General features: G+C 43.9%; 19 protein-coding genes. All 19 read left to right on the top strand.

What is annotated here, in order from left to right:
• The 19 genes from hpfG (at position 1) to BM294_RS11475 (ending at position 26,020) form a co-directional block, all read left to right on the top strand.
• Positions 1–2,487, top strand: coding sequence for a (2S)-3-sulfopropanediol dehydratase (gene hpfG / locus BM294_RS11565; RefSeq protein WP_091208396.1), 2,487 nt, complete (start codon positions 1–3; stop codon positions 2,485–2,487).
• 188 nt (positions 2,488–2,675) lie between these two features.
• Entirely contained in the window at positions 2,676–3,833 is a 1,158-nt protein-coding gene (locus tag BM294_RS11560) for an iron-containing alcohol dehydrogenase (protein ID WP_091208393.1), read from the top strand.
• A 661-nt stretch (positions 3,834–4,494) separates the two neighbouring features.
• The gene (locus tag BM294_RS11555; protein WP_091208390.1) at positions 4,495–5,853 is read left to right on the top strand and encodes an ABC transporter substrate-binding protein; all 1,359 of its coding nucleotides are present in this window, start codon (positions 4,495–4,497) and stop codon (positions 5,851–5,853) included.
• A gap of 70 nt (positions 5,854–5,923) precedes the next feature.
• Entirely contained in the window at positions 5,924–6,817 is an 894-nt protein-coding gene (locus BM294_RS11550) for a carbohydrate ABC transporter permease (protein WP_091208388.1), read from the top strand.
• Between the two features lie 20 nt (positions 6,818–6,837).
• Entirely contained in the window at positions 6,838–7,695 is an 858-nt protein-coding gene (locus BM294_RS11545) for a carbohydrate ABC transporter permease (RefSeq protein ID WP_091208385.1), read from the top strand.
• Positions 7,696–7,787: 92 nt separating this feature from the next.
• Positions 7,788–8,783 carry a LacI family DNA-binding transcriptional regulator gene (locus BM294_RS11540; RefSeq protein ID WP_091208382.1) on the top strand — a complete coding sequence of 332 codons (996 nt, stop codon included), beginning with the start codon at positions 7,788–7,790 and terminating at the stop codon, positions 8,781–8,783.
• Entirely contained in the window at positions 8,780–10,261 is a 1,482-nt protein-coding gene (locus BM294_RS11535; RefSeq protein ID WP_175494655.1) for a glycoside hydrolase family 32 protein, read from the top strand. The genes BM294_RS11540 and BM294_RS11535 overlap by 4 nt, the downstream gene beginning before the upstream one ends.
• Positions 10,262–10,772: 511 nt before the next feature.
• On the top strand, positions 10,773–11,459 hold the full coding sequence (locus BM294_RS11530) for a transaldolase family protein (RefSeq protein ID WP_036611113.1): 687 nt from the start codon (positions 10,773–10,775) through the stop codon (positions 11,457–11,459).
• 161 nt (positions 11,460–11,620) lie between these two features.
• Positions 11,621–12,484, top strand: a complete 864-nt coding sequence (locus BM294_RS11525) for an NAD(P)-dependent oxidoreductase (protein ID WP_091208507.1) — start codon at positions 11,621–11,623, stop codon at positions 12,482–12,484.
• Positions 12,485–12,578: 94 nt separating this feature from the next.
• A complete protein-coding gene (locus BM294_RS11520; protein ID WP_091208379.1) occupies positions 12,579–13,250 on the top strand; it encodes a DUF4867 family protein in 672 nt (223 codons plus the stop codon).
• A 100-nt stretch (positions 13,251–13,350) separates the two neighbouring features.
• Complete coding sequence (locus BM294_RS11515; RefSeq protein WP_091208375.1) at positions 13,351–15,357, top strand: alpha-glucosidase; 2,007 nt, start codon at positions 13,351–13,353, stop codon at positions 15,355–15,357.
• Between the two features lie 73 nt (positions 15,358–15,430).
• Positions 15,431–16,291 carry a sulfite exporter TauE/SafE family protein gene (locus BM294_RS11510; protein WP_091208372.1) on the top strand — a complete coding sequence of 287 codons (861 nt, stop codon included), beginning with the start codon at positions 15,431–15,433 and terminating at the stop codon, positions 16,289–16,291.
• Between the two features lie 176 nt (positions 16,292–16,467).
• The gene (locus BM294_RS11505) at positions 16,468–17,574 is read left to right on the top strand and encodes a type 2 periplasmic-binding domain-containing protein (protein WP_091208369.1); all 1,107 of its coding nucleotides are present in this window, start codon (positions 16,468–16,470) and stop codon (positions 17,572–17,574) included.
• Positions 17,575–17,695: 121 nt separating this feature from the next.
• Positions 17,696–18,172, top strand: coding sequence for a tripartite tricarboxylate transporter TctB family protein (locus BM294_RS11500; RefSeq protein ID WP_091208367.1), 477 nt, complete (start codon positions 17,696–17,698; stop codon positions 18,170–18,172).
• A 12-nt stretch (positions 18,173–18,184) separates the two neighbouring features.
• Entirely contained in the window at positions 18,185–19,741 is a 1,557-nt protein-coding gene (locus BM294_RS11495; RefSeq protein WP_091208364.1) for a tripartite tricarboxylate transporter permease, read from the top strand.
• A gap of 330 nt (positions 19,742–20,071) precedes the next feature.
• Entirely contained in the window at positions 20,072–21,412 is a 1,341-nt protein-coding gene (locus BM294_RS11490; RefSeq protein ID WP_091208362.1) for a fucose isomerase, read from the top strand.
• A gap of 296 nt (positions 21,413–21,708) precedes the next feature.
• On the top strand, positions 21,709–22,893 hold the full coding sequence (locus BM294_RS11485; protein WP_091208359.1) for an ROK family transcriptional regulator: 1,185 nt from the start codon (positions 21,709–21,711) through the stop codon (positions 22,891–22,893).
• 330 nt (positions 22,894–23,223) lie between these two features.
• Positions 23,224–24,993, top strand: a complete 1,770-nt coding sequence (locus tag BM294_RS11480) for an ammonium transporter (RefSeq protein ID WP_091208356.1) — start codon at positions 23,224–23,226, stop codon at positions 24,991–24,993.
• 274 nt (positions 24,994–25,267) lie between these two features.
• On the top strand, positions 25,268–26,020 hold the full coding sequence (locus BM294_RS11475) for a hypothetical protein (RefSeq protein ID WP_139225879.1): 753 nt from the start codon (positions 25,268–25,270) through the stop codon (positions 26,018–26,020).
• Positions 26,021–26,059: the final 39 nt, after the last annotated feature.

Raw genomic sequence — 26,059 nt, 5'->3', positions numbered from 1 at the left:
ATGGCAGAATTTCACACTACCTGCTCAGGCACTGAGCCTTATGATCATCAGTGCCACCTGGGTTATGAGGTTAATCACAAGGACTGGTCACCGTTCCCAAGGATCAATTACCTGAGAAAGACTTTCCTTGAGAAGAATTACTGGATCGATATCGAGCGTCTGCGCCTCGTGACGGAATCTTACAAGGCACATCCAAACGCGCCGGCAAAGCTCCGGTGTGCTTATGCCTTCAAAAACATTCTCGAAAATGTAACACTTCATATCTATGACCGGGAGCTTATCCTTGGTGATAATGCTGCCCCCGCGAAAGCATCACCTATATATCCTGAGTTTTCCGTTAACTGGATCCTGGATGAGGCTGTGAATCATCCTTTCGAAGACAGAGAGCATGATCAGTTCTACTGGAGAAATGAGGAAGAAAAGCAGGAAGCCATCGAGCTTCTCAAATGGTGGCAGGGAAGAACCGTTGCAGATGAAGTAGAGGGACGTCTTGATGAAGAGCAGTTAAAGGGTTCTGAGGCAGGCAGGAAGATCTTCCAGACCAATCTCTATCATTATGCAGGAACCGGTCATCTTGCCATAGACTACGGAAAGCTTATGAAGGTGGGCTTCAACGGTCTCATGGAAGAGGCAAGAGGCCACAGGAAAGCATTATCCAAAAAGGACCCTGAGTTCTCCGATAAAAAGGAATTCTATGATGCAATGCTCATAGAGCTTGAGGCATCCTGTGCCTATATAGAGAGATACGCACGTCTCGCAGAGGAATATGCTGATAAAGAAGCAGATCCTGAGAGAAGAGACGAGCTTGAAAGGATGGCATTTAACTGTCATCAGATAGCAGGGGGACCTGCAAGATCCTTCTGGCAGGCTATACAGCTTTTTAATTTTGCTACAACCCTTATAACCATCGAGAGTAACGGTCATTCCATCTCCTACGGGCGCATGGATCAGTGGCTGTATCCCTACTACAAGGCAGACATCGATGACGGAGTTATCACCAAAATACAGGCTCTTGAGATTCTTGAAGATCAGTTCGTGAAACTCAACAATCCCACAAAGCTCAAAGACTGGGGTTCAACTGCCGTAAGAAACGGACGAGGCTTCGGCGGTGAGAGTCTCACTATCGGAGGCCTTGATAAGGATGGTAATGATGCCACCAATGACCTTACTTTCCTTGTTTTGGAGGCTTCGGAACATACCCGTATGATGGTGCCATGGATCTGTGTCCGTGTATCTGAAAAGACTCCTTATGAACTGAAGGTGAAAACCGTTGAATGTATAAGAGCCGGCTATGGACATCCTAAGCTTTTCAATGATGCTCCGGCCATAAAGGCAATGTTAAGCAAAGGAATGTCTATGGAGGAAGCCCGTGACTACTGTGTTGTCGGTTGTGTGGAACCGGATCTACCGGGCGCTGAATATGGCTGGCATGACGCTGCTTATGTAAATACTCCTAAGATGCTTGAGATGGTCATAAACGGCGGAAAGTTCCTTGATTGTGATGATCAGTTCGGCCCGGATACAGGAAGTCTCGCTACATACAAGAACTTTGAAGAGGTGCTGGAAAGCATAGATAAGCAGTTCGACTACTGGTGTGATCAGATGTGTTCAAGCCTATACATTATCGAAGCGGCTCATGAGCACAGAAAACCGCTGCCTTATGTGTCAGCATTTTTTCAGAACTGCATAGACACCGGAAAAGATCTCACCGAAGGCGGTGCAAAGTACAACGGCATCGGACCTCAGGCCAGCGGTCTCGGAACCTGTGCGGATTCTCTTGCTACGATTAAGCAGCTTTTGTTTGACGAAAAAAAAGTGACAGGCGAGGAGCTTTTGGATGCGGTGAAGCATAACTGGAAGGGGTACGAAAAGCTTTATGCGCTGGTTAACGGATCAAAGGTTCATCATTACGGAAATGATGATGACTATGCAGACGAGCTCTTTAAGTTCATGTTTGATTGCTACACCGGGCATATACGTGGCAGAAAGACCTATCGAAAGGGCGGTCAGTTCAATCCGGGAGTTTATTCCGTTAATGCCAATGTCGCCATGGGAATGGCCACCAATGCAACTCTCGACGGACGAAAGAAGGGCGAGGCAATTTCAGACAATATGGGACCGGTACATACCGATGGCGGTTCACATGATGTGTCGGGGCCGACAGCATTGACAAACTCTCTTGTAAAGGTTGACCACAGTAAGGCCGGAAACGGAACCCTCATGAACATGAAGTTCCCACAGGATGCAGTGGCAGGAATAACAGGAAGAGATAACCTGATAGCATTTATCGATCAATATGTAAAGCTTGGGGCAATGCATGTGCAGTTCAATATCATGAGTTCGGCTACCATGAGGGCAGCTCAGAAGAATCCTGAGGAATATAGGGACATGCTGGTGAGAGTTGCTGGGTACAGCGCTTATTTCGTGGAACTTGGAAAAGCGCTGCAGAAAGATCTGATACAGAGGACAGAGCTTAGTTTTGGATAGTTTATGAAATATAGGACTTTCAGAAGCTTTTTTCCTGGATACATCCGGAAGCTTATGACAAATGTATGATTCTTTCAGGTGAGAGATTATAGCTGATTATAAAAATAAATATTATGGAATGGTTCCTGATTTTCCGCGTATCATTGGATAAAGCGCGGAGCTTTGGGAATTGATTAATGGAGAATGAGATGAAGGATTTTGATTTTAAAGTACCGCAGACTATAAAATTCGGAATGGGGAGCCTCAGGGAGATACCGGGGCTTGTGAAGTCAGAGATGAAGACAGATAAGGTTTTTCTGGTTTCTGACAGAGGACTCGAGTCCATAGGTGTAGTTAAGAAGGTAGTTGATCTTATAGAGGCAGCAGGCATCAGCTGCGAAAGTTTTCTTGATGTGGTTCCAAACCCTACAGTTGCCTGTGTAAAAGATGCAACTGCAAAGTACAAGGAGTCCGGCGCAGGCTGCATCGTTGCTCTCGGCGGCGGAAGTCCTATGGATGTTGCCAAGGCCGTCGGTGTTCTTGCAACATACGGCGGTGAGATACAGCAGTATGTGGGAACAGGCAAGGTTCCCGGACCTATCACACCTATCATTGCGGTTCCCACAACAGCGGGAACGGGAAGTGAAGTTACGGCTTCAGCGGTAATTACTGACGAGATAACAAACTTCAAGATGTCTGTTTTCAGTTATGAGCAGATTCCGAAGTTTGCCATCCTTGATCCGGAGCTCATCATGACCGCACCTGCATCTGTAGCAGCTTCCTGCGGTATCGATGCCCTTATTCACGCCATGGAGGCCTACGTTTCAAACAATGCCACACCGTTCTCAGATGCCATGGCAGAAAAGGCTATGGAGCTTATCGGAAAGAATCTCCGCAGATTCACCGCCAACCGCAAGGACTCTGAGGCTGCCAGTGCCATGATGCTTGGGTCCAATTTCGCGGGAATATCATTTGCATGGGCAAGACTCGGCGACGTTCATGCATTAAGCCACCCGGTAAGCGGACATTTCCATGTGGCTCACGGTGTTGCCAATGCCATCCTCCTGCCTTATGTGGCTGAGTTCAACGCTATCGCAGACCATGACGGAAAGTATGAGAAGATCTACAGATACATCAGAGAAGAAAAGGGACCTGTTGAGAACTTCGTTCCTATGATGCTTGTGGATGAACTTAAAAAGCTTAACAGGCAGCTCGGCATACCGGAGAAGCTTTCGGATGTTGGGGTAACAGAAGATAAGGTCGATGTTATGGCAGAAGATGCCATGAAGGGACAGGCTAACATCATGGCTAACCCGCGCCAGACCACACTTAAGGATTGTGTGATGCTTTATAAAAAGGCGCTGTGACAGGTCTTTGAGCTTTGGAGAAATGAAGGATCATTTTTCGGGATCTTCCGTGAAAATGATGATTAAGTGCAGATATCAGAGATTAATTTCCTCTGACATCTGCACTTTTTTACGATAAAGTTGATATGACCCGTATCTTTCTATCTCAGGTATATTAATGATGTGAGTGTCAAAAGTCGATATCGGACCGCTTCGCGCTATGCGCTCCCGCGTCTACGTTCCACTTCGGTCGGCGCTAAGCGATGATCCACTGGATCATCAGCGCCCTCCCACATTCCGCACTCTCAGGCCGATAAATCGTCCTTTCGTGCTCTCTGGGAACACCAGCCCATTTAGTTCGCTTCGCGAAGGGCTGGTGCTATATGCCAGATTCCTACGGAATCTGCCACCAGTCATGTGGGGCGTGTCATGAAGTCTATCCTCCACTTTTGTGCAAGCACAAGTGGAGGAAGACTTTTGACACTTATATCATATTAAAGGCTTGACAGAAATCCAAAAGATGTTTATAGTTAAAAGCAACATATGGAACGGGTTCCATTAATGGATTGAAGGGGATAATGCACAACTTTTCTGGTTGTGCATTATAAAAGGCAACATATGGAACGGGTTCCACAAAAACGACGTTACTACTGTATATGTAATGCAGAGAAAGGGAGATCCAATGAAAAAGAACCTATTAACCATTCTTTCGACAGTTATGGCCGTATCACTTACTGCATGCGGCGGAGCTTCAAACGCGGGAGCAGTACCGGCTCAGTCAACTTCTGCAGCTTCAGGCGCTTCAGACGGAGCAGCAAGCTTGACTATCTGGAGTCCTACAGATAAGGAATCTGTGGAAAAATGGTGGGCAGAAAAAATTGATGAGTGGAACAAGGCAAATCCTGATATACAGGTAAAAAGAGATGCTATAGATCGTTCGGATTCATACGCTTATGACAATAAAGTTGCAACAGCTGTCACATCAAATTCTCTTCCGGACATTTTCTTTGTGGACGGGCCTCAGGTTTCCTACTATGCAGCGAATGATATCATAGTGCCTCTGGATAAATACTTTACGGCAGAGGATCTGAAGGATTTTGTTCCTTCAACAGTTGCCCAGTGCACATATGACGGAAAGACTTATGCCATTTCCGCGACGGAATCATCTGTTGCCTTCTACTACAACAAAGACATGCTCAGAGAAGCAGGAATCGATGTGGATGACATCGATAAAAGGACTGTTGATAACCCTATTACATGGTCAGAGCTTCGTAATATAGCTGAAAAGTGTACAACTGAGGATCATGTGGGAACACATATCATCATGGATCATGGTGAAGGAATTCCTTATGCATTGGAACCTATGTATATCTCACAGGGTAAGGACTATATCAACGAGACAGGAGATACGGCAGATGGATATGTAAACAGTGATGAGGCAGTGAAGACCAGCGCTTTCCTTGCGCAGCTTATAGCAGACGGATATGCAAACATAGAGCCGATTACAGATGAGTTCCTTAACAAGGCATGTGCTACCATGCTGGGTGGTTCATGGGATGTGGCAACATTAACAGATAATGCTGACTTTGATTGGGGAGTAACCTACTATCCGGTTTCCGATGATACAAAGAAGGCGGTTTCACCATGCGGAGACTGGTCAGCAGCTATTTCAAAGGATTGCCAGAATGTTGACGCTGCAGGAAAGTTCTTACAGTGGCTTATGAATACAGACAATGTTGCTACATATGCTGCAGCAATTGCAAAGCCTGCCACCAGAAATTCTTCTTATGAGACTGAGTCAATGGCTGCTTACAAGGATTACCCGCTTTCACTGATGGTTGAACAGCTTAACCATACTGCAGTACCTCGTCCACGTACTCCGTCCTATGCGTCCTTCTCTACAAAGTATGCAGAGGCTATGTCTAACATATTCTCCGCAGCAGCTTCAGATCATAAGGTTGATGAAGCTTACATCAAGGAGCAGCTTGACAGCGTGGCCGCAGATTTTCAAGAAGACTACAATACATACTATGCAAAGTGATGCGTAAGGTATCATGTATGATAAAACAGCAGTCGGCGCTTAAGCGCTGACTGCATAAGAGGAACTTACTATGGTAAAGGTAAATAATGTAAAAAACAGAAATGAAAGTACCTCAGCGGCAGTACTCGTAACACCATCGGTTTTTCTGCTCATAGCATTTCTTCTTGTACCGATGATATATACCGTGTATTTTTCAGTTTTTCGGTATCAGATAATGCGGCCGCAGGACATGACTTTCATTAATATAGAAAACTATATAAAGCTTTTTCAGGACAAAGATTTTTGGCAGGCGTTTAAAAACACAATTTACTTTACGGTAGTTGTAGTTCCTGTACAGACGGCTCTGGCTTTAGGACTTGCACTTCTGGTTGCGGCGAAAACACGGGGAGTCGCTTTTTTCAGAACCATGTACTTCGCTCCACAGCTCACCTCCATGGTTGTCATATCTATACTGTGGACGATCCTGTACAATTCAAATCCATCTACAGGTCTCATCAATTCACTGCTTAAAAGTCTGGGGATGGAGAGCATCAATTTTCTGAGTAATAAAAAGACTGCCATGAATTCGATCATTTTCATGTCTGCATGGCAGGGAGCAGGATACCAGATGATGATCTTCATCGCAGGACTTCAGGCTATTCCGTCATCCCAATATGAAGCTGCTTCGGTTGACGGTGCAACGGCTTTCCAGAAACTGGTCTATATCACGCTGCCCGGACTTAAATCAACCATAAAGTATGTTGTGATGATAACTATGATACAGGCTATGAAACTTTTTACGCAGCCATATGTCATGACAAAGGGCGGTCCGCAGAACTCAACCAAAACACTGGTCTACTATATCTATACCGAAGGTTTTCAGGAAGGTAATTTTGGATATGCCTGCTCTGCGGCAGCTGTGTTTTTCATCATCGTTGTAACGATGTCACTTGTTATGAAACGTTTGACCATGCCGAAAGACTGAGAGACTGAAAGGGGTATTTCATGAGCAGCAGAACCAGTTCGATTGAAAGACAAAAAATAATAAGTAAATTTCTTTTTTATCTGGGGAATTTAATCATCGGCATCATCTTTGTTTCGCCGCTATTGTGGATGGTGAGTGCATCGCTGAAACCTGAGGCGGAGATATTTGCCAATATGAATTCCATAAGGACATTTATTCCGACACATGCATCCATAAACAATTACATAGAGGTATTCACACGACTTAATATACTGAATGTTCTGAAAAATACATTCTGCTATATCGCTTTGATTCTTGTGGGAGACCTGTTTCTGAATTCACTTTGCGGATATGCACTTGCAAAATTTGATTTTAAGGGTAAGGGACTTATACTTAATCTGGTCATAGCACTCATGGTACTTCCCATGGAGGCTATCATGCTTCCTCTCTACATAGAGATGTCACAGCTTGGCTGGGTCAATACACTTCAGGCTTTGGTTATCCCTTTCATCCCGAAGTGCTTTTCGATATACATGTTCAGACAGTTCTTTTCCGATATTCCGGATGAGTTGATCGAAGCTGCATATATCGACGGAAGCGGACATATAAGGACTTTTTTCAGCATAGTGGTTCCTATCTCAAAAACGGTTTATGCGACAGTATTCATCCTTGATTTTGTAGCTCACTGGAATGACTTTATGTGGCCGTTTCTTGTTATGACCGGAGAGGAAAAGAGAACTATTCAGCTGGCTGTTCAGGTGTTCTTCGGAACGCAGCCTGTTCATTACAGCGCCATCATGGCGGCACTTGTGATCTCTGCGGTACCTATGATCCTCATGTTCATATTCATGCAGAAATACTATGTGGAAGGAATAGCTTCCTCCGGAATAAAGGGATGATGAGATGCAGGTTGATGATGCGCAGGGAATATGCAAAAATATGTGTAGGTTTTTTGATTTAAGGAAAGACGGAAGGAAAGGAGTAAGGAGCTATGGCAACCATACAGGAAGTGGCAAAGCTGGCAGGGGTTGGAGTTGCCACCGTATCGCGTGTCATTAATGATACGGGCTACGTAAAGGAAGAGACGAGAGAACGCATAGAAAATGCTATTCGGGAGCTTGACTATACGCCCAATGCTGTAGCCAGAAATCTGTACCGCAATAAAAACGGTATAATCGCGGTTATTATCCCTGAGATAGATCATCCGTTTTTTTCCGCCTTTGTAAATGAACTGGAGGAGATATTTGCAGAGCATAAATACAGGATGATGCTCTGCAACACCTGGTTTAAAGAGAATTATGAGTATCAGTACCTGAAGATGCTCAAAGAAAAGCTGGTGGATGGGATAGTGGTGGCCTCTCATACATTGGACATTGAGCAGTATGCAGCGGTTGAACGTCCGGTTGTAGCACTTGACAGAGATCTGGGAGATATGATTCCGTGCGTGAGATCGGATCATGAAGCCGGAGGAAGGATGGCTGCTGAAGAGCTGTTGGCGGCAGGCTGCAGAAAAGTAGCTCAATTCAGAAATGAAGAAAATACCTCGGCACCGTTTGTCATAAGGCATGATACTTTTGAAAAGGTACTGAGAGACAGGGGCGTTGAGGTGATCAATGTCTACACCAGGTGGAACAGCCTGGGCTATGAGTATAACAAAAATCTGTGTAAAGATTTTTTTGAAAGGCATGGAGATATAGACGGAGTGTTTGGCACAGATCTTATAGCACTCAATATCGAAAAGGAAGCCCTGAAGTCAGGAAAGCGCATACCTGAGGATCTGAAGATAGTTTCCTATGACGGAACAGATATTATAGAGATGTCATATCCTACCATAACCGTTATAGAGCAGCCCATCAAGGAACTTGCAAGAGAGTGCTTCAAACAGCTTGAGATGAGAATAGAAGGAAAGAATCCGGAGAAAAAAGTCATTACACTGCCTGTAAAATTAAAGAGGGGAATGTCGACGGAAGTGAAGGGAAAAGTATGATTAGTGAATTACTGAAAAAGGCCAGAGAGCAGGAGAAAGAGACAGAGAGATATATAGGTGAGGATGAAAGACCCGTATATCATCTCTCGCCCCGGGCAGGATGGATGAACGATCCCAACGGATTCTCGATTTATAAGGGAACGATCCATCAGTTTTATCAGTATTATCCATACAAAACAGAGTGGGGTCCCATGCATTGGGGCCATGCGGTATCAAAGGACTATGTGAAGTGGGATTATCTACCTGCGGCTATAGCTCCGGATGAATCCTATGATAATTTCGGATGCTTTTCAGGCGGCGCGGTTGAAACAAAGGACGGAAAGCAGCTTTTGGTCTATACCGGAGTGAAATCCGAATATAAGGAAGGAAAAGAAATCATACGACAGACCCAGTGTCTTGCTTTCGGAGATGGAGCTGATTATGAAAAATTCCGGCATAATCCGGTGATAGATCATAAAAGTATTCCTGAGGGCTGGAGTCCAGTGGATTTCAGAGATCCTAAGATATGGTTTGATGAAGAGGATGACTGTTACTACATAGTGGCCGGCAACAGAACAGAGGACGGAAGCGGTGCCATACTTCTTTTTGAAAGTAAGGACGGAAAAGAATGGAAGTTTGTAACAGTGCTTGACCGTTCCCGAAATGAATATGGAAAGATGTGGGAGTGCCCTGATTTTTTTGAACTTGACGGTAAACACTTTATATTTACCTCTCCTCAGTTCATGCAGGCCAGAACACTGGAATTTCACAATGGAAACGGTAATATCGTGATTGTGGGAAGCTATGACAGGAAAAATCACAGCTTTGTACGCGAAAGTGTATCTGCCATAGATTACGGCCTTGATTTCTATGCCATGCAGACTCTTAAATCCGAGGATGGCCGCAGGATCATGACAGCATGGATGCAGTCATGGGAGTCCTGTAAGGCGGTGCCCGAGGGACAGAAGTGGTTCGGTCAGATGATTCTTCCGAGAGAGCTGAGCTGTAAAGACGGCAGACTTTATCAGAGACCGGTGAGAGAAATCGAGAGTTACAGAAAGGAGCATGCTGCATACAGGGATGTAGATCTTCTTCATGAGACAACTCTTCCCGGGGTTTCCGGGAAGGTTTGCGATATGGAACTTGAGCTTGTGCCTAACGGACAGAGTTTTAGGGAATTTAAGATATCATTCCATTCAAATGCTGATTTCCATACAGACTTTATTTACAGACCGGAGGATGGTATAGCCATCTTCGACAGAACCTATTCCGGATTCCCGAATGATATAAATAACAAAAGAGAGTTCCCTGTGAGATATAATGGCGGCAGGCTTAAGCTTCGTATACTTCTTGACAGATTTTCCGCTGAAATTTTTGTCAATGATGGGGAAAGTACATGTTCGTCAACAGTATATGCTCCTGAAGATGCAGGAAAAATAAGCTTTTCAGCAAAAGGAAGCGCAGTGATGAATCTCGATTTCTGGAAACTGGACAAGTGAATCCGCCTTGCGCTCACGCGTTCCTCCCATATTCCTCACGCCCAGGCCGCAAAAAACGTCCTTACGTGATATCATAGTTTAAAAGAGAATATAAGATACCTGACATTCAAACATTAATGGTGCGCTGCCATTATTAATGTGAGAAGTCTGAAAGTAAAACCACCCTTGATATTTCATGAGCTCTTTATGGCCATGGAAGTTAAGGGTGGTATTTTTGTGGGATTTTAGCTGATGGCTGCAATGCATATTTACTACAAAAATACAATCTTAAAAAGCTGTCAATTTGGATAAAATTAAGTTGATGTTTGATATAGAATTCACAAAAATCATAAAGTGGTGCATATATGGTCGATTATGCTCTTTACAATTGTGCAAGTCGCACTATAATACTAATTAATTAATTGAATTAACTAATTGATGCGAACCAAATACAGCATCAGACGAGACAAGCCCTAACCTAAAAAAACAGACTTAAAGGGGGGGAAGGGTTCTCGTAAAATAGGAGGAAGTAATGAAGTTTTTTCTTGATAGTGCAAAATTAGATGAGATCGACTATGCGTACAAGACATTCGGAATTGACGGTGTAACAACAAACCCTAAGCACATCATGCTTAGCGGAAAGCCATTCGTAACAGCAATCACAGATATCGCAAACTGGATTAAGGAAAACGGCCTTGAGGGTATCGACAAATTCCCTGTTTCCATCGAGATCAATCCACATCTTGACAAGACAGAGGATATGGTAGCTGAAGCAAGAAAGTATGCAAAGGTTTCTCCAAACTTTGCTATCAAAATTCCTGCAACAGAGGCTGGTGTAGCAGCAGCAAGACAGCTTGAGAAGGAAGGCATCAGAACAAACCTTACACTTGTATTTGCTCCTGCGCAGGCTATTTTCGCAGCTAAGAACGGTTCACTTTTTGTATCACCTTTCATCGGCTGGAAAGAGGACAACGGCGAAGACTGCAGACAGTACATCAAGGACATCGTTGACATCTATAAGAACTATGGCTTCTACGGAAAGACACAGATCATCTGTGCAGCACTCCGTTCACCAAAGCAGATGGTTGACTGCGCAGTAGCAGGTGCAGACATTATCACAGCAGGTCTTGCAATCTACAAGAGCGCTCAGCACCACGCATACACAACTCAGGGAATCGGAACCTTCTGCGATGCATGGGATAACACAAAAACAGAGTAATCTCATAAATCTGAGATAGGTAACAGGAGCCTGCCGATCGGTATGAAGTTAGGAAGTAATGCTGATTGACGGGACATATAAAAACAAAAGATATTATCATCGGAGAAAATCAGAGAATAGAAGATCTGACAACTAAAAGAAAAAGATCTTTGGAGGAAGCAATGAAGATTGGTTTTATCGGACTCGGAATCATGGGCGAGTCAATGTGTGCAAATATAGTAAAAAAGCACGACGACACAGTTTATTGTTTCGATCTTGCAAAAGCAAAGGTTGAAGAACTTGCAAAGCTGGGAGCAGTTCCTGCTGAGAACAATGTTGACCTCGCTGAGAAATCGGATGTGATTATTTCCATGGTTCCCAAGTCAGAGCATTCAAGAGCGGTTTATACCGAAATCCTTCCTAAACTTGGAAAAGGCAAGATCTGCATCGATATGAGTACCATCGACCCAAGCGTTTCAGTTGAGATCGCAAAGATGGTTAAGGAAACAGGCGCTCAGTTCGCAGATGCTCCCGTAGTTAAGTCAAAGCCTGCAGCAATCGCAGGAAAGCTTGGAATCTACGTTGGTTGTGACGAAGAACTTTATGATACAGTTCGTCCTATCCTTTCCTACATGGGTGAGAACATCATCCGTATGGGTGAGAACGGAACCGGAATCACCATGAAGATCCTTCACAATGCACTTGTCGGACAGATTCAGAACGGTGTCAATGAAGTTTCAAACCTTGCAGCAGTTTGCGGAATAGACATTCAGACTTTCGCAACAGCTATTTCCTACGGCGGCGGACAGAACTTCTATCTGGACAGCAAGAAGGACGTTATCGAGAAGAATGATTTCGCAACAGCCTTCTCCATCGAGAACATGTATAAGGATGTGAACATCTGCAAGAAGCTTGCTGAGGAGAAGGGACTTCCTATGCCGGGTGAGATGAATGTAGTAAGAGTTTACGACAAGGCTATGGAGATGGGATTTGCCAAGGAAGACTTCTCGGCGACCATCAAGGTTGTAAGATCTGAAAAGGCATAAAGAGAGTAACTGTAAAAGGGGAATGAAAGATGGCGGTGGTTGATCCACGGGGAAAATAACGACAGGGGAGATGACCGTTTATCTATGAATAATTATGGAGCTTTTAAAGCATTTAAATGAAGTTAATGATGTTTCTGTAAAGTCAGTTCTTGACCCGGAAGCCTTCAAGACCTACGGACGTGTAGTCACAGGATACGATTTTTCGGAAGTTATCGCTTATATGGAAAAAGAAACTCCTATTCCGGAGCAGGGCAATGTCTATGTAGCATCGGTTCCCGAAATGGAGAACCTGGCCGTAAAAGAGAAGGTTGAGAATCTTCTGTACGGAGGGATGCCTATAGAAATCGGATACTGCAACGGCAGAAACACCACATACAACGGTTTCGAGTATCACAAGGGCAGCGAGATAAACATTGCCGTTACAGACTTTATGCTTTGTCTCGGACATGTCTGGGACATAAAGGATAATACCTATGACATTAAGGATGTGCAGGTATTCTTCGTGCCGAAGGGCACAGTGATAGAGATGTATGAGACAACTCTTCACCTTTCACCCTGCAGAGTGACGGATGAAGGATTCAAGGGAGTTGTGATCCTGCCAAAGGGAACCAACACACCGCTTGAGAAGCTTTCGCCGGTAGACAAGGAAAGCGAGCTGCTTCTTCAGAGAAACAAATGGGTCATCTGTCATCCTGAGAGAGAACCACTGGTAAAACAGGGAGCGGTTACAGGAGTCATCGGACCAAATAAGGAACTCCATTATTGAAACTTTTGCCATGATCACGGGGTGCAGCCGTCACTGTGAAGCGGCGGCGCAGCCTTCGTGACAGATAAACGCTTCAATATAGAAAACAAAAGAGGGCAGTATGGAATTACAGATTATTGGTCAGACATTAAAACTTACAGAAGGTGACAGAATCATACTTTCCGCAGATTCGGATAAGCCCATGATCTACATAGGTCATGGAAAAGAATCTGTTGATATGTACAGAGGAAATTTCAAGATCGAGGATTATGTGGAAGATAAAGTTCCTTTGAAACTTACTTCTTCGGAAGAAAAAGACGGAACCACTGTCCTTGATTTTGAAGGAAAGATAACAGCCACAGTTACCCTAAAGGGTGAGTGTGCGGAAATAAAATTTGAGAATCATGATCCGGCCATAAACAGGTTCTGGTTCAGAGTCGCAGCCGACAAGGATGAGCATATCTATGGCTGCGGTGAGCAGATGTCCTATTTTGACCTTAGAGGGAGACATTTCCCCCTTTGGACATCAGAGCCGGGAGTCGGCAGAGATAAAACAACATATGTAACCTGGAGATCGGACGTTGAGAACAAGGCCGGAGGGGACTACTACAATACGAACTATCCTGAGCCTACCTTCGTTTCATCAAAAAGATATTATCTCCATGTTGATTCAACAGCCTATGCTGATTTTGATTTCAGAAATGATGAGTTCCATGAGCTTCAGATCTGGGAGGTTCCCGCTTCTATACGCATAGAGGCAGCAAAGGATTTTGAAGAACTTCTTTTAAAGGAAACAGCATACTTCGGAAGACAGCCTGAACTTCCCGACTGGGTATATAACGGACTTATCTTCGGAGTTCAGGGCGGAAATGAAAGGTCCTTCGGACTTGCGGAAAAGATACGTGAGAAAGGCGTAAAGCTTTCGGGAATCTGGTGTCAGGACTGGTGCGGCAAGAGAATCACAAGCTTCGGCAAGAGACTTCAGTGGGACTGGCATTATCACAAAGAGATGTATCCGGATCTTCCTGAGAAGATAGCAGAGCTTCACAAAAAGGGAATTAAATTCCTTGGTTATGTGAATCCATATCTTGTAAATGACGGAGAGCTGTTTAAAGAAGGCGAAGAAAAGGGATATTTCGCAAAGCGCCACGATGGTACCACATATCTTGTGGATTTCGGTGAGTTCTACTGCGGTGCGGTGGATCTTACAAACCCGGAAGCCTTCGAGTGGTTCAAGGGAATCATCAAGAAGTACAGTATTGACATAGGAATCGACGGATGGATGGCGGATTTCGGTGAATACCTTCCAACTGACGATATCGTGCTTCACAGCGGAAAAGAGGCTATGGTTGAGCATAATCATTGGCCGCTTCTCTGGGCAAAATGCAATTACGAAGCGGTTTCCGGGACGGGAAACCTCGGTAAGATAGTTTACTTCATGAGAGCAGGAGCTGCGGGAAGCCAAAAGTACTGCACACTTCTCTGGGCAGGAGATCAGTCGGTTGATTTCTCAAGACATGACGGTTTATGCACAGTCATTTCAGCGGCGTTAGGCTCGGGAATGATGGGCTGCGGATTAAGTCACAGCGATATTGGTGGTTATACATCACTTTTCGGCAATGTCAGAACCAAGGAAGTTTTCATGAGATGGGCGGAGATGGCAGCATTTACACCTGTTATGAGAACTCACGAGGGGAACAGACCGGACGACTGTTATCAGTTCTATGATGATGAAGACGGTATCAGAAGGATGGCACGACTTGTAGATATTTACAGAGAGATGTCACAGTACACAAAGGATGCCGTAAAGGAAAATCATGAAAAGGGAATTCCGGTTCAGAGACCGCTGTTCCTTCATTATGATGAGCCACGCTGCTATACGGAGCAGTTTGAATATCTCCTTGGAAGAGATGTGCTGGTAGCGCCGGTTTATGAAGCCGGAAAGACTGAGAGAGAAGTTTTTCTTCCGGATGATGAGTGGATTCACTTCTGGACAGGACGAAGCTACGGTCAGGGCATAAATGTTGTAGATGCGGAACTTGGATTTCCGCCTGTATTTTACAGAAAGTCTTCCGGATACAGAGAACTTTTCGAAAACATTACTGATAAATACGGCAGGCGCAGTTGATTGCAGCGAGGTATCCGGCACAATAAAGCAGATTCTTAACATTAACATAAAGACGGGCTGAAAAGGAACACAGATGCTTAGTACTAATTATCTTTACTTCTTTCTTGATATTTTTCTCGCCCACATCATGCATGGAGTCACAGGCTTTGCGGGAACACTTCTCGCCATGCCCTTCGGACTCATGCTGGTGGGGTACCCGGTAGCAAAACCGGTACTGAATATTCTTGGATTATTCAGTGGAATCTATGTATTTCTCGGAAACAGGAAATATGTAGTATGGAAGGAATTGTGGAAGATAGTGGCCATAATGTCTGTCGGAATACTGGCGGGAATATGCATTAAGGATATGCTTCTCGGAAAAGAAAAGCTGCTTTATCTGGTGCTTGGCATTTTTGTTATAGCAGTATCGATACAAGGGCTTATCAAGGAGCTTATGACAGGCTCCGGAAAAAAGTCAGGTGAAGTTCATTCTGAAGAAGCATTGGAAAAAGAAAGGCCGGATGCTGAAACAGATTCAGATATAAATGGGACTTTGAAAGTTGATACGGAGAGCGAAGCGAAGAAAAGCGATAAGGGCAGGGCTTTTTCGGGATTATCCTGTCTGCTGCTTCCGGTAGCCGGAGTGATTCATGGAATTTTTGTCAGCGGAGGCCCGCTTCTCATAAGCTATCTTGCAAAGCGTATTCCGGAGAAAAATCAGTTCAGAACCACCATATCGACGGTTTGGATATTTCTGAATACTCTGGTTCTTATGGATGATCTGAGATCAGGATATTGGGATGTCAAGCTCATGCTTACTACAGTATGTGCAGCACCGTTTTTGTTCGGAGGACTGAAGATAGGTTCAATGCTTTATAAGAGAATGAGCCAGCATACATTTATGATCGTGACATTTGTTCTTCTCTTACTGATGGGAATAAAGCTCTTATTCTGAGAAACCACTTATTAATTCAGCGTTTCCATGACTGTATGGATATCAATTCATAGTCTCACCGTATCGAGATCATTGAGCATAAGGCGTATTTAGGAAAATTAACATCTTAAATTTAAAAATCAAAAGGTCATAAGACCGAGAAAAATATTTACATAGGTAAACAGGAGGAAGTTACTATGAGAAAACAGTTATTGGCAGGAATCCTTGCAACAGCAATGGCAGCATCACTTGCTGCATGCGGCAGCTCAAGCGCACCTTCAGCTGCAACAGAGGCAGCCAAGACAGAAGCTGCCAAGACAGAATCAGCAGCAGAGACAAAAGCTGAAGAAAAGCAGGCAGCAACAGGAAGCGGTGAGACAGTTAAGGTTATCTGCCCTTACGGCGTAGGCGGAACAGCAGATATCATCGCAAGAAAGTTCGCAGAAGTAGCAACAAAGACTCATCCTGAGTACAACTTCATCGTTGAGCAGCAGACAGGCGGTGACGGATTTGCAGCAGCAACAGCATTTACACAGGAAGATCCAAGCACAACAGATCTTCTCGTTTACGGATACGGTGTAGCTTATCGTCATGATCTCGGAAAGCAGTTCAATACAGAAGTTGTTGATTTCGACAGAAGCGAGATCCTTCCACTTGCAACAGTAGACGACAGAACCTGGATCCTTTACACAACACCTGATCAGACACTTGGCGGCCTTATCGAGAAGGCAAAGAGCGGCGGACTTAAGATGTCCGGTGGAAACCCTCTTTCAGACCCACATCTTGCTTTAGGTTCACTTCTTGCTCAGGAGGGCGGAAAGGTAATGGTAGTACCTTATGACGGTGGTGCTGCTCAGAAGAAGGGTCTCACAGATGGTGAAGTTGATTGTTTCGTAGGTACAACACAGGCTGCACAGGAAGATGTTGAAGCAGGAAATCTTATTCCGGTTCTTGCATTCTCTGACAAGGCATTCACAGGTTTCAAGGGACCTCAGGGCGATATAACAGTTCCTTCACTTGCAGGCGCTGATATGGCAGCTGATCTTGATGCTTCTAAGGACTATACAAAGTCAATCCTTCCTGCGGGCGGTTCTCTTGCAACACGTAAGGGTGCATCTCAGGAGTGGCAGGATGCAGTCGTTCAGGTTGCAAAGGATGTCTGGGCAACAGACGAGTACAAGGATTTCATTGCAAGCATCATGCTTAACGATACAGAGATCTACGGACAGGATGATGTTCAGCACTATGAGGATGCATGTAAGGCAGCGGTAGAGGCTTTCAAGCTTCTCAGCGGTCAGAACTGATTCTGGTTATCAGGTATAAATAGTTGTTCATTGAATTATTAATAAGTTAAAAACTTAAGAGCTGCCCGGCATTGCCTTTGTGCAGTGCCGGGCTGTTTTGGTCTATTTTGGAGATTTTCTTATGAAAAAAACAATTAAAATCAGAACCAACCTTCTGGCGGGTATCGTAATGGGACTGTTTTCGGTCATCATGCTTCTGGTAATGCCCACACAGGTGCGACTTCCCATGTGGGATTCGGGAGCGCCAAGCCCAAGAATAATACCCGGTATATGTCTGGTTGGCATACTTATCTGTTCCATCATACTTCTGGTACAAAGTCTCGTTTTCCATAAAGAGCATATTTATGAATTCGCCTGGGAAAATGAAAGAAAAGAGCTGCTTCTTATAGGCGCACTGGTAGTGTTTGTGGCACTTACCAGGATACTTGGATTTATTCCTGCCGGAATGCTTATCTTTTGCGGTATCCAGTGGTATGAGGGCGAAAGAAAACCGCTTATCTACATTTATACACTGGCTATGGTGGTCATAGTTTACTTCCTTTTCCAGAATGTGTTCCATGTGGATCTTCCTGCCGGAATACTCAAGGGAATAATCTAAAGAGGTATGATTATGGGTTATTTTGATTATATTTCATCCGCTTTTGCTGCGGTATTTACATTAGGAAATCTGGCATTCATATTTGGCGGAATGCTCATGGGTATGGTCATCGGTTGTATACCGGGTCTCAGCGTTACACTTGGAATCATTCTGTTCCTTCCGCTTACTTACGGAATCAAGGATCCGAGTACAGCCATCATTTCACTCCTTGCTGTTTACGTAGGCGGAATGTACGGCGGTTCCATAAGTGCCATCACACTCAATACGCCCGGAACAAACTCGGCTATCGCAACAACATTTGACGGATATCCACTGGCTAAGAAGGGCAGAGTTCTTCAGGCACTTGATACTTCACTTTTTGCTTCATCATTTGGTGGTATCATCGGCGCACTTCTGCTTCTTATTCTTGCAGCTCCTATCGCAGCATTTGTTTCAAAGTTTACTTCAGTTGAATATTTCTCAATGGCAATCCTCGGAATCTCACTTCTAGCAGGTGTATCCGGAAACTCACTTCCAAAGGGAATCCTTTCAGGTCTTTTCGGAATACTTATCGCCTGCATCGGTGTTGATGCCGTAACAGGTGTCTCAAGATTTACATTTGGAGTATCCATCCTTCAGTTTGGTATCGATATGCTTCCTGCAATGATCGCACTTGTTGCTCTTAAGCAGGTTGTTGGAAAGCTTGCCGAGTTCAAGGTAAACGGCGGAAAGATGGAAGATGCCAATAAGATCGATAAGAAGGGATTAAGCCTTTCAGAGGCGAAGTCAATACTTCCGGCAACAGCCATTTCAACCATTATCGCTTCATTTATCGGCGCTATGCCGGGCGTAGGCGGTGGTGTTGCGCAGTTCCTTTGCTATAACCAGGCTAAACAGTTTTCAAAGCATCCTGAGAAGTTCGGCAAGGGTTCTCTCGAAGGTATCGCAGCAGCAGAGTCTTCCAACAATGCAGTCGTAGGTTCAGCAATGATTCCTCTCATGACCATGGGTATCCCGGGAGACGGTGTTACAGCCCTCCTTCTCGGAGCATTTATCCTTCATGGTATGCAGCCGGGTCCTAACATGTTCACAAAGCAGGCACTTCAGGCGTACACAATCATCGTTGGATGTTTCGTTGCAAACCTTTTCCTTTGGCCGCTCGGTAAGGTTATGACACGAGTTGTAGCCAAAGTTGTACAGGTTAAGTACACCTATCTTGCACCGGCTATCATGCTTTTCTGCTTCGCAGGAGCATTTGCAGGAACAGGAAACTTCAAGGAGATGGTATTCTGTGCCGTACTTCTGGTATTCAGCTATCTTCTTAAGATCATGGAGATAGATGCCATTCCGCTTCTTCTCGGACTGATCCTTGCGAAGATCATGGAGACAAACTTTGTAACAGCTATGATGTCTTATGACAGAGATTACTTCATTTTCTTCAAGAGACCTATATCTCTCATCATCCTTCTCATCACAGTTGTATTGGTTGGCTCAATGCTCAGAATCAACAAGAAGGTTGAAGCCCTCAACGAAGAGCAGGCTGAAGAAATCGAAAAGATGCATGAGGATCTTTCAGCAGAGGCCTGTTGAAGGGGAGTGAGTGATGACACTTTACAGAAGTAAAGGTTCCAAATGAACTTCATACTTAATTGACCGGATAGATTCGAGCAGGGATTATTCCGTCCGGCGTCTGCCCCCTAATGGGTGAAGAAATGCAGTTTTCAGGTCATCATTCCGGAAAAATTGAACAGACATAAACTTAAGTAATGACGTGAGTGTCAAAAGTATTTGTCACTCACTGATTAGCGCCAACGCACACATTTGTGTTCGGGCGGGTCATAAAGTCTCAAATCAAAGTGCAAGTATATGATTTGGTACTTTTGACACTTACATCAAGTAATTGGAAAAGAGGAAATAACAATGGGTTTTCAGGTAGCATATGTACCTATAGGAGTAGGCACATTTCATTTAGAGAGTGCACAGGTTCAGTTTGATAAGTCAGTAAAGATGCTTAGAGACATCACAGAGGATGTTGTGGTTCCGGAGCAAATGCTTCTGTCCATAGACCTTCTTGATGAGTTTCTGGATAAGATAAATCCTGACCTTATAGTTCTTCAGAATATAACATTCGCAAATGCTGCATATGCTACTGAGGTCCTGAGGAAATTCTCATGTCCTATTCTTCTCTGGACTTTGAGAGAGCCTGTTATCGACGGCGGAAGACTCAGACTGAATTCACTGACAGGAGCATTTTCTGCGGCAAACAGTATCAAGGCATTCAGAAAAGACTCAAAGTTTGAGTATATGTTCGGTGCCCCTGATGAGCAGGAAATCATTGACAAGGCAAGAGCTGTTATCAATGCTGCAAGAGTAAAGAAAGACTTAAAGGGCTTGAAGCTTGTGTCTATCGGACATACTCCTCAGGGCTTTGGCTTCGGAAGAGCACTGGACTGTGACATTACCTCAGTATTTGGTGCAACTCTCGATTCTATCGAATCAAGAGAACTCATCAATAAGGCAAAGTCATATACAGACGAAGAGTGTGAAGAGTATCTCAATGATGCTAAAAAGAAGATCGTTGGACTTGATAACACCCCTGAAAAGAATGTTAAGGATTTTGCAAAGCTCTACAAGGCGTACAAGGACTATGTAACAGAGAATCATATCGGTGCGATTTCTTCACGCTGCTGGCCGGATTTCTTCACTGATTTCGGCACACCTGTTTGCGCGGTTCTTTCCCTTCTCAATTCACTGGGAGTATCTGCAAGCTGTGAATCCGATACATACGGTGCTCTTTCAATGTACATAGGATCAAAGCTTACAGGAAAGTCATGCTTCTTTGGTGATCCTGTTTCACTGGATGAGGGTGAAAACACAATTACATTCTGGCATTGCGGAATGGCATCCTGTGATCTCGCAAGAAAAGATACCGGCGCAGCCGTTGGTGTACATCCAAACAGAAAACTTGGACCTACGATGGAGTTTGGATGCGAAAGTACGGAGCATGCAACCATCTTCCGTGTTGGAAGAGATGAGAACGGAAAGTTCAGATTCTTTATCGCAGAAGGAGCTGTACTCGATAAACCAAAGCAGTTCCTTGGAACATCTATAGTTGTAAAGACTGATAATAATTCCAGGAAGATAGTTGAAGATGCAGTAAAGGGCGGTTGGGAGCCACACTATGTTGTGACATACGGAAGCTGTGCAGAAGAACTCGAAGCACTCGGTAATATGCTTGGTGTTGAGGTGTGCAGATTCTGACCGATACTGAGGAAATGCTGTTATTATCAGCATTTCCTCAGAAACTCCGGCGTCGGGGGCACGAATTTTCAAAAGAAATTGATGCTTTGAGCCGAAAATCCGGCAGGGGAAACGTTTTATTCAGCGTTTCCCTAAAAAAAAGCACGTGTTTTCAAGCGTTTTGTACATGGTAGAGCTTGAAATCCCATGCTACAATGGCGAACAGATGCAATTAGGCTGTTACAGTTTCAGATATTTGCGTCAAAAGGTGTACAGGGCTCGTTTTCATATTTCTCTTGTAACGTATAGGAGACGGCATGAAATACTCAGGAATAAACAGCAACGATGTTAAATCAGAAAACAGAAGTAAAATCATCCGTTTGTTGAACGACAAGGGTGATATGGCAAGGAAGGATATCGCTACCGAACTGGGACTTACGGCAGCTGCTGTGACGCAGATCAGTAATGAACTTCTGGAGATAGGTATTCTCAAGGAAAACGGTGAGATGGAAGAGGAAGCTCATGTGGGTCGCAAAAAGATCCGCATAGGACTGGATGAGGATTTCACAAACATTCTTGGGATATGCATTGAACGAAATCAGACTGTGATTTCAATCAATAATCTTCGGGGTAGATGTATCCTGAAAAAAGCCATAACAACTGACACCGGTACGCTTCCGGAGACATATCTCCAAAAGATCGTGGACACAGTCTATGAACTTATGGACAGCATCTCTATCGGACCGGATGATTTCCTTGGTGTTGGTGTCACCATGCCTGGATATGGCCTAAAGGAGAATCTGCGGGAGTCTGACGGAAACAACATCTGGGATGTTCCTATCCCCGTCAAGAAGATGCTGGAGAGGAAACTCTGTCTGCCGGTTGTGGTTGAGAACAATGTTAATGCATTTGCAATGGCAGAGCTTATTTATGGTGCCGGCAGAGAAAAAGGTAATTTTGTTTTCGTCAAGTGGGGCCCGGGTTTAGGATCTTCCATCGCTATCAATAATAAGGTCTATAGCAATCAGGACGGAAGGACTTCAGAACTTGGACATATCATCATAGACAACCATAGCCATACGCTTGAATCCGTAGTGTCAGTAGGTGCTATCACGGATAAAGTCAGGTCTATGTTTTCTGAGAGTGTAACTCCTGTACTATGGGAACATTTTGCGGGGGACATACAGAGGGTAGAAGAACAGAACATATACGAATGGTGCTCATTTCAGGATCCCGGAGTCGAATCGGTTTTAGACGGCATCATGGAGATGCTTGCTCAGGCACTTTACAATGTCTCAGTTGTGCTGTCTCCTGATAATATAATTTATTACGGAAAACTTTTTGATATAGACTATATAAAGAGCAATTTCAAAAATGTTTTTACACGCCGGTATCCTATGCTCGATGAAGACTTTGTCAGCAGATCAACAATCAGTGATCACGAGGATTCTATAGGAGCCGTGGCCATAGTGTTTAATGACAAAATACTAAAGTTGAGATGATATAACTTGGGGATATATCATCGATGCATCAACATTCAAATTGTTCTTGACAGATATTTAACTATGCTTTAAATTATGTATCCATAAAGGCAAAGGCGTCTTGGATTTATCCAAGGCGCTTTTTGTTTATCGCACAGAATAAGCGTATGTCTATATGTTGGATCAATGATCCCGGGTGAGTATGAATGATGATCGATCATATAGAAATATGCAGGAAGAATAAAGAACGATGCAATGTTGTATCGATGTACGTTGTACATTGACCATTGTGTCGTTTTTTTTTACATCATTCTGTAGCGAAAAAATCAAATGAAAGTTTAGGGGGTAAATATGAGTCAGGAAATTTTAAGTGCTGTTAACTCAAGCGTCTTCGGAGTATGGTTTTTGATAGGCGCAGCTTTGGTGTTCTGGATGCAGGCAGGTTTTGCAATGTGCGAAGCCGGATTTACAAGAGCCAAGAATACAGGAAATATCATCATGAAGAATCTGATGGATTTCTGTATAGGAACGGTTGTTTTCATTCTTATAGGTTTCGGCCTTTTCCTGGGAGAGGATTTTCTGGGAATCATCGGTAAACCGGGCTTTGACATTTTTACAAATTACGGAAGTTTTGACTGGTCGAACTTCGTATTCAACCTTGTGTTCTGTGCTACCACAGCAACCATAGTATCAGGTTCCATGGCAGAAAGAACCAAGTTCATTTCCTACTGTGTATACTCGGCGGTTATTTCGGCGGTAATCTATCCGATAGAGGCTCACTGGACATGGGGCGGCGGATGGCTTGCACAGCTTGGATTCCATGACTTTGCCGGTTCAAACTGTATTCACATGGTCGGAGGCATCTCAGCACTTATCGGTGCAGCATTCCTCGGCCCACGTATTGGTAAGTTTGAGAAAGACAAGGACGGAAATATAGTTAAGGTTAATGCTTTCCCGGGACACAATCTTACAGCCGCAGCCCTCGGCGTTTTCATCCTTTGGCTTGGCTGGTACGGATTTAACGGTGCGGCATGTACAACCGTTGAGCAGCTTGGATCAGTATTTGTAACAACTACCATTGCACCGGCTCTTGCAACTGTAACATGCATGATCTTTACATGGTTAAGATATGGCAAGCCGGATGTATCTATGTGTCTTAATGCTTCTCTTGCCGGTCTTGTGGCAATTACTGCACCTTGCGATGTTACTGATGCATTTGGCGCATCAATGATAGGTATAGTAGCCGGACTTCTTGTTTGCTTCGGTGTATGGTTCCTTGACTATAAGCTTCGTGTGGATGATCCGGTAGGTGCTGTAGCTGTTCATTGCCTGAATGGTATCTGGGGCACACTTGCTGTAGGTCTTTTTGCAACAAATGCAGCACCGGGATATTCAATCGCAGATGCTGCCGGAAATGAGATGGTTGGTCTATTCTATGGTGGAGGATTGAAGCTTCTCGGATTACAGTTTGTGGGAATGTTTGCTACAGCCGCATGGACCGCAGTTACTATTACAGGTACATTTTTAGCAATTAAGGCTCTACTCGGACTCAGAGTTTCAGAGGAAGAGGAGATACAGGGACTTGATTCAACCGAGCATGGCCTTGCTTCAGCATATTCAGGCTTTGCAATCATGGACGTTTCCAATACACTTAATATGGCAGTAAATGAGAACACTGATCTCGGTACTGATGAATATGATGAGGCTTCTGAGTTCCAAAAGAGAGCCTCCGTTCAGGTACTTTCTACCCCTCTCCATGGCGGTAGCGGAATTCATAAGGTTACTATCATTGCAAAACTTTCGAGATATGACAAGATCAGAAGAGCTATGAATGATCTCGGAGTTACAGGAATGACAGTAACACAGGTTATGGGTTGTGGAGTTCAGAAGGGCTCCGGCGAGATGTACAGAGGTGTAGAACTTGATGCTACCCTCCTTCCAAAGATCAAGCTTGAAGTTGTTGTCAGCAAGATTCCTGTTGAAGATGTTATTGAAGCTGCAAAGAGAGCGCTTTATACAGGTCATATCGGAGATGGAAAGATCTTTGTATACAGTCTTGATAATGTTGTAAAGATCAGAACAGGTGAAGAAGGACCTGCAGCTCTTCAGGATGTCGAGTAAAATTTCTTTTTATAACAATAAGAAACAAAATCTTACTATTAAATAGAAACAAAATATAGATAAATTTAAGATAGTCGGTGTCGTATTTTAAGTTCGATACCGGCTTTTTTGTGTGTGACATATTATTATTTAATAAAGCACAAATAATAATTGAAATTTAAGTAGATTTATAAGAGAAATAGGACTATTATTTCCACATTGCGATTTTACAAAAATAATGTGAAATTAACAGTGATGATGAGCTTTTTTAAGCAAAGAGTGAGTATAGGATAGTATGAAAAAATTAATGATGTGGGTGTTGATGTTCACGCAGCTGATGCTTTCGACATCAACTGCAATGGCAGCCGGGAACAATTCTGTCACAGTTACCAACATTCATAATTCAAAAAATCAGGCCATTGCCGGATGGAATCTTTCTATATATGAAGTGGCATCTTATCGAGAGACAGATGCTTCGTATGTCATAAGTGATTATTTCAAAGAACTTATTGATTCGGATTTCATTGTAAAAGAGCAGACGGCCAATGATATCTCAGAGAAAGCATCTGAGATTGAGGAAAATATAATCAGGAACAACATTCCTGCATTAGCTACACAGGCTTCAGATGAAAACGGAAGTACGTCTTTTAGCGGACTTGAAGAAGGCTTATATATCATTATTTATTCCGAGAGATCAGGATATGATGCATTACCTTCTTTTGTGACAGTTCTTGATGGAGAATCTTCTTCGAATATTTTGGAGGCAAAAATTCAGGATGACCATGGCCATGGGGGTGGCAATGGAGGTTCCGATGGAACTCCGCCGGGGGAGAATGATGATAAGGACAGTCCTGAAGAGAATGACGGACATGTACTTGGTAAAGACCGTGATATACCGGAAATTGATAAAAAAATGGTACTTGGAAAGATGCGCGTACCTCAGACCGGAGATTCAAGTCTGATGAACATGTATCTTCTGATCATTGTCATTTCCATTTCAACTTTGACAGTCTGGTCCATCGTATTTTTTAAGAAGCACAGAAAATAGAGTAGTGCGCAGTTTTGATCAGGATGATTTCCGGAAGAG

The sequence above is a fragment of the Oribacterium sp. WCC10 genome, assembly GCF_900113415.1.
In the GTDB taxonomy this organism is placed as follows: Bacteria; Bacillota; Clostridia; order Lachnospirales; family Lachnospiraceae; genus Oribacterium.
This window is presented reverse-complemented; position numbering and strand designations above follow the sequence as displayed.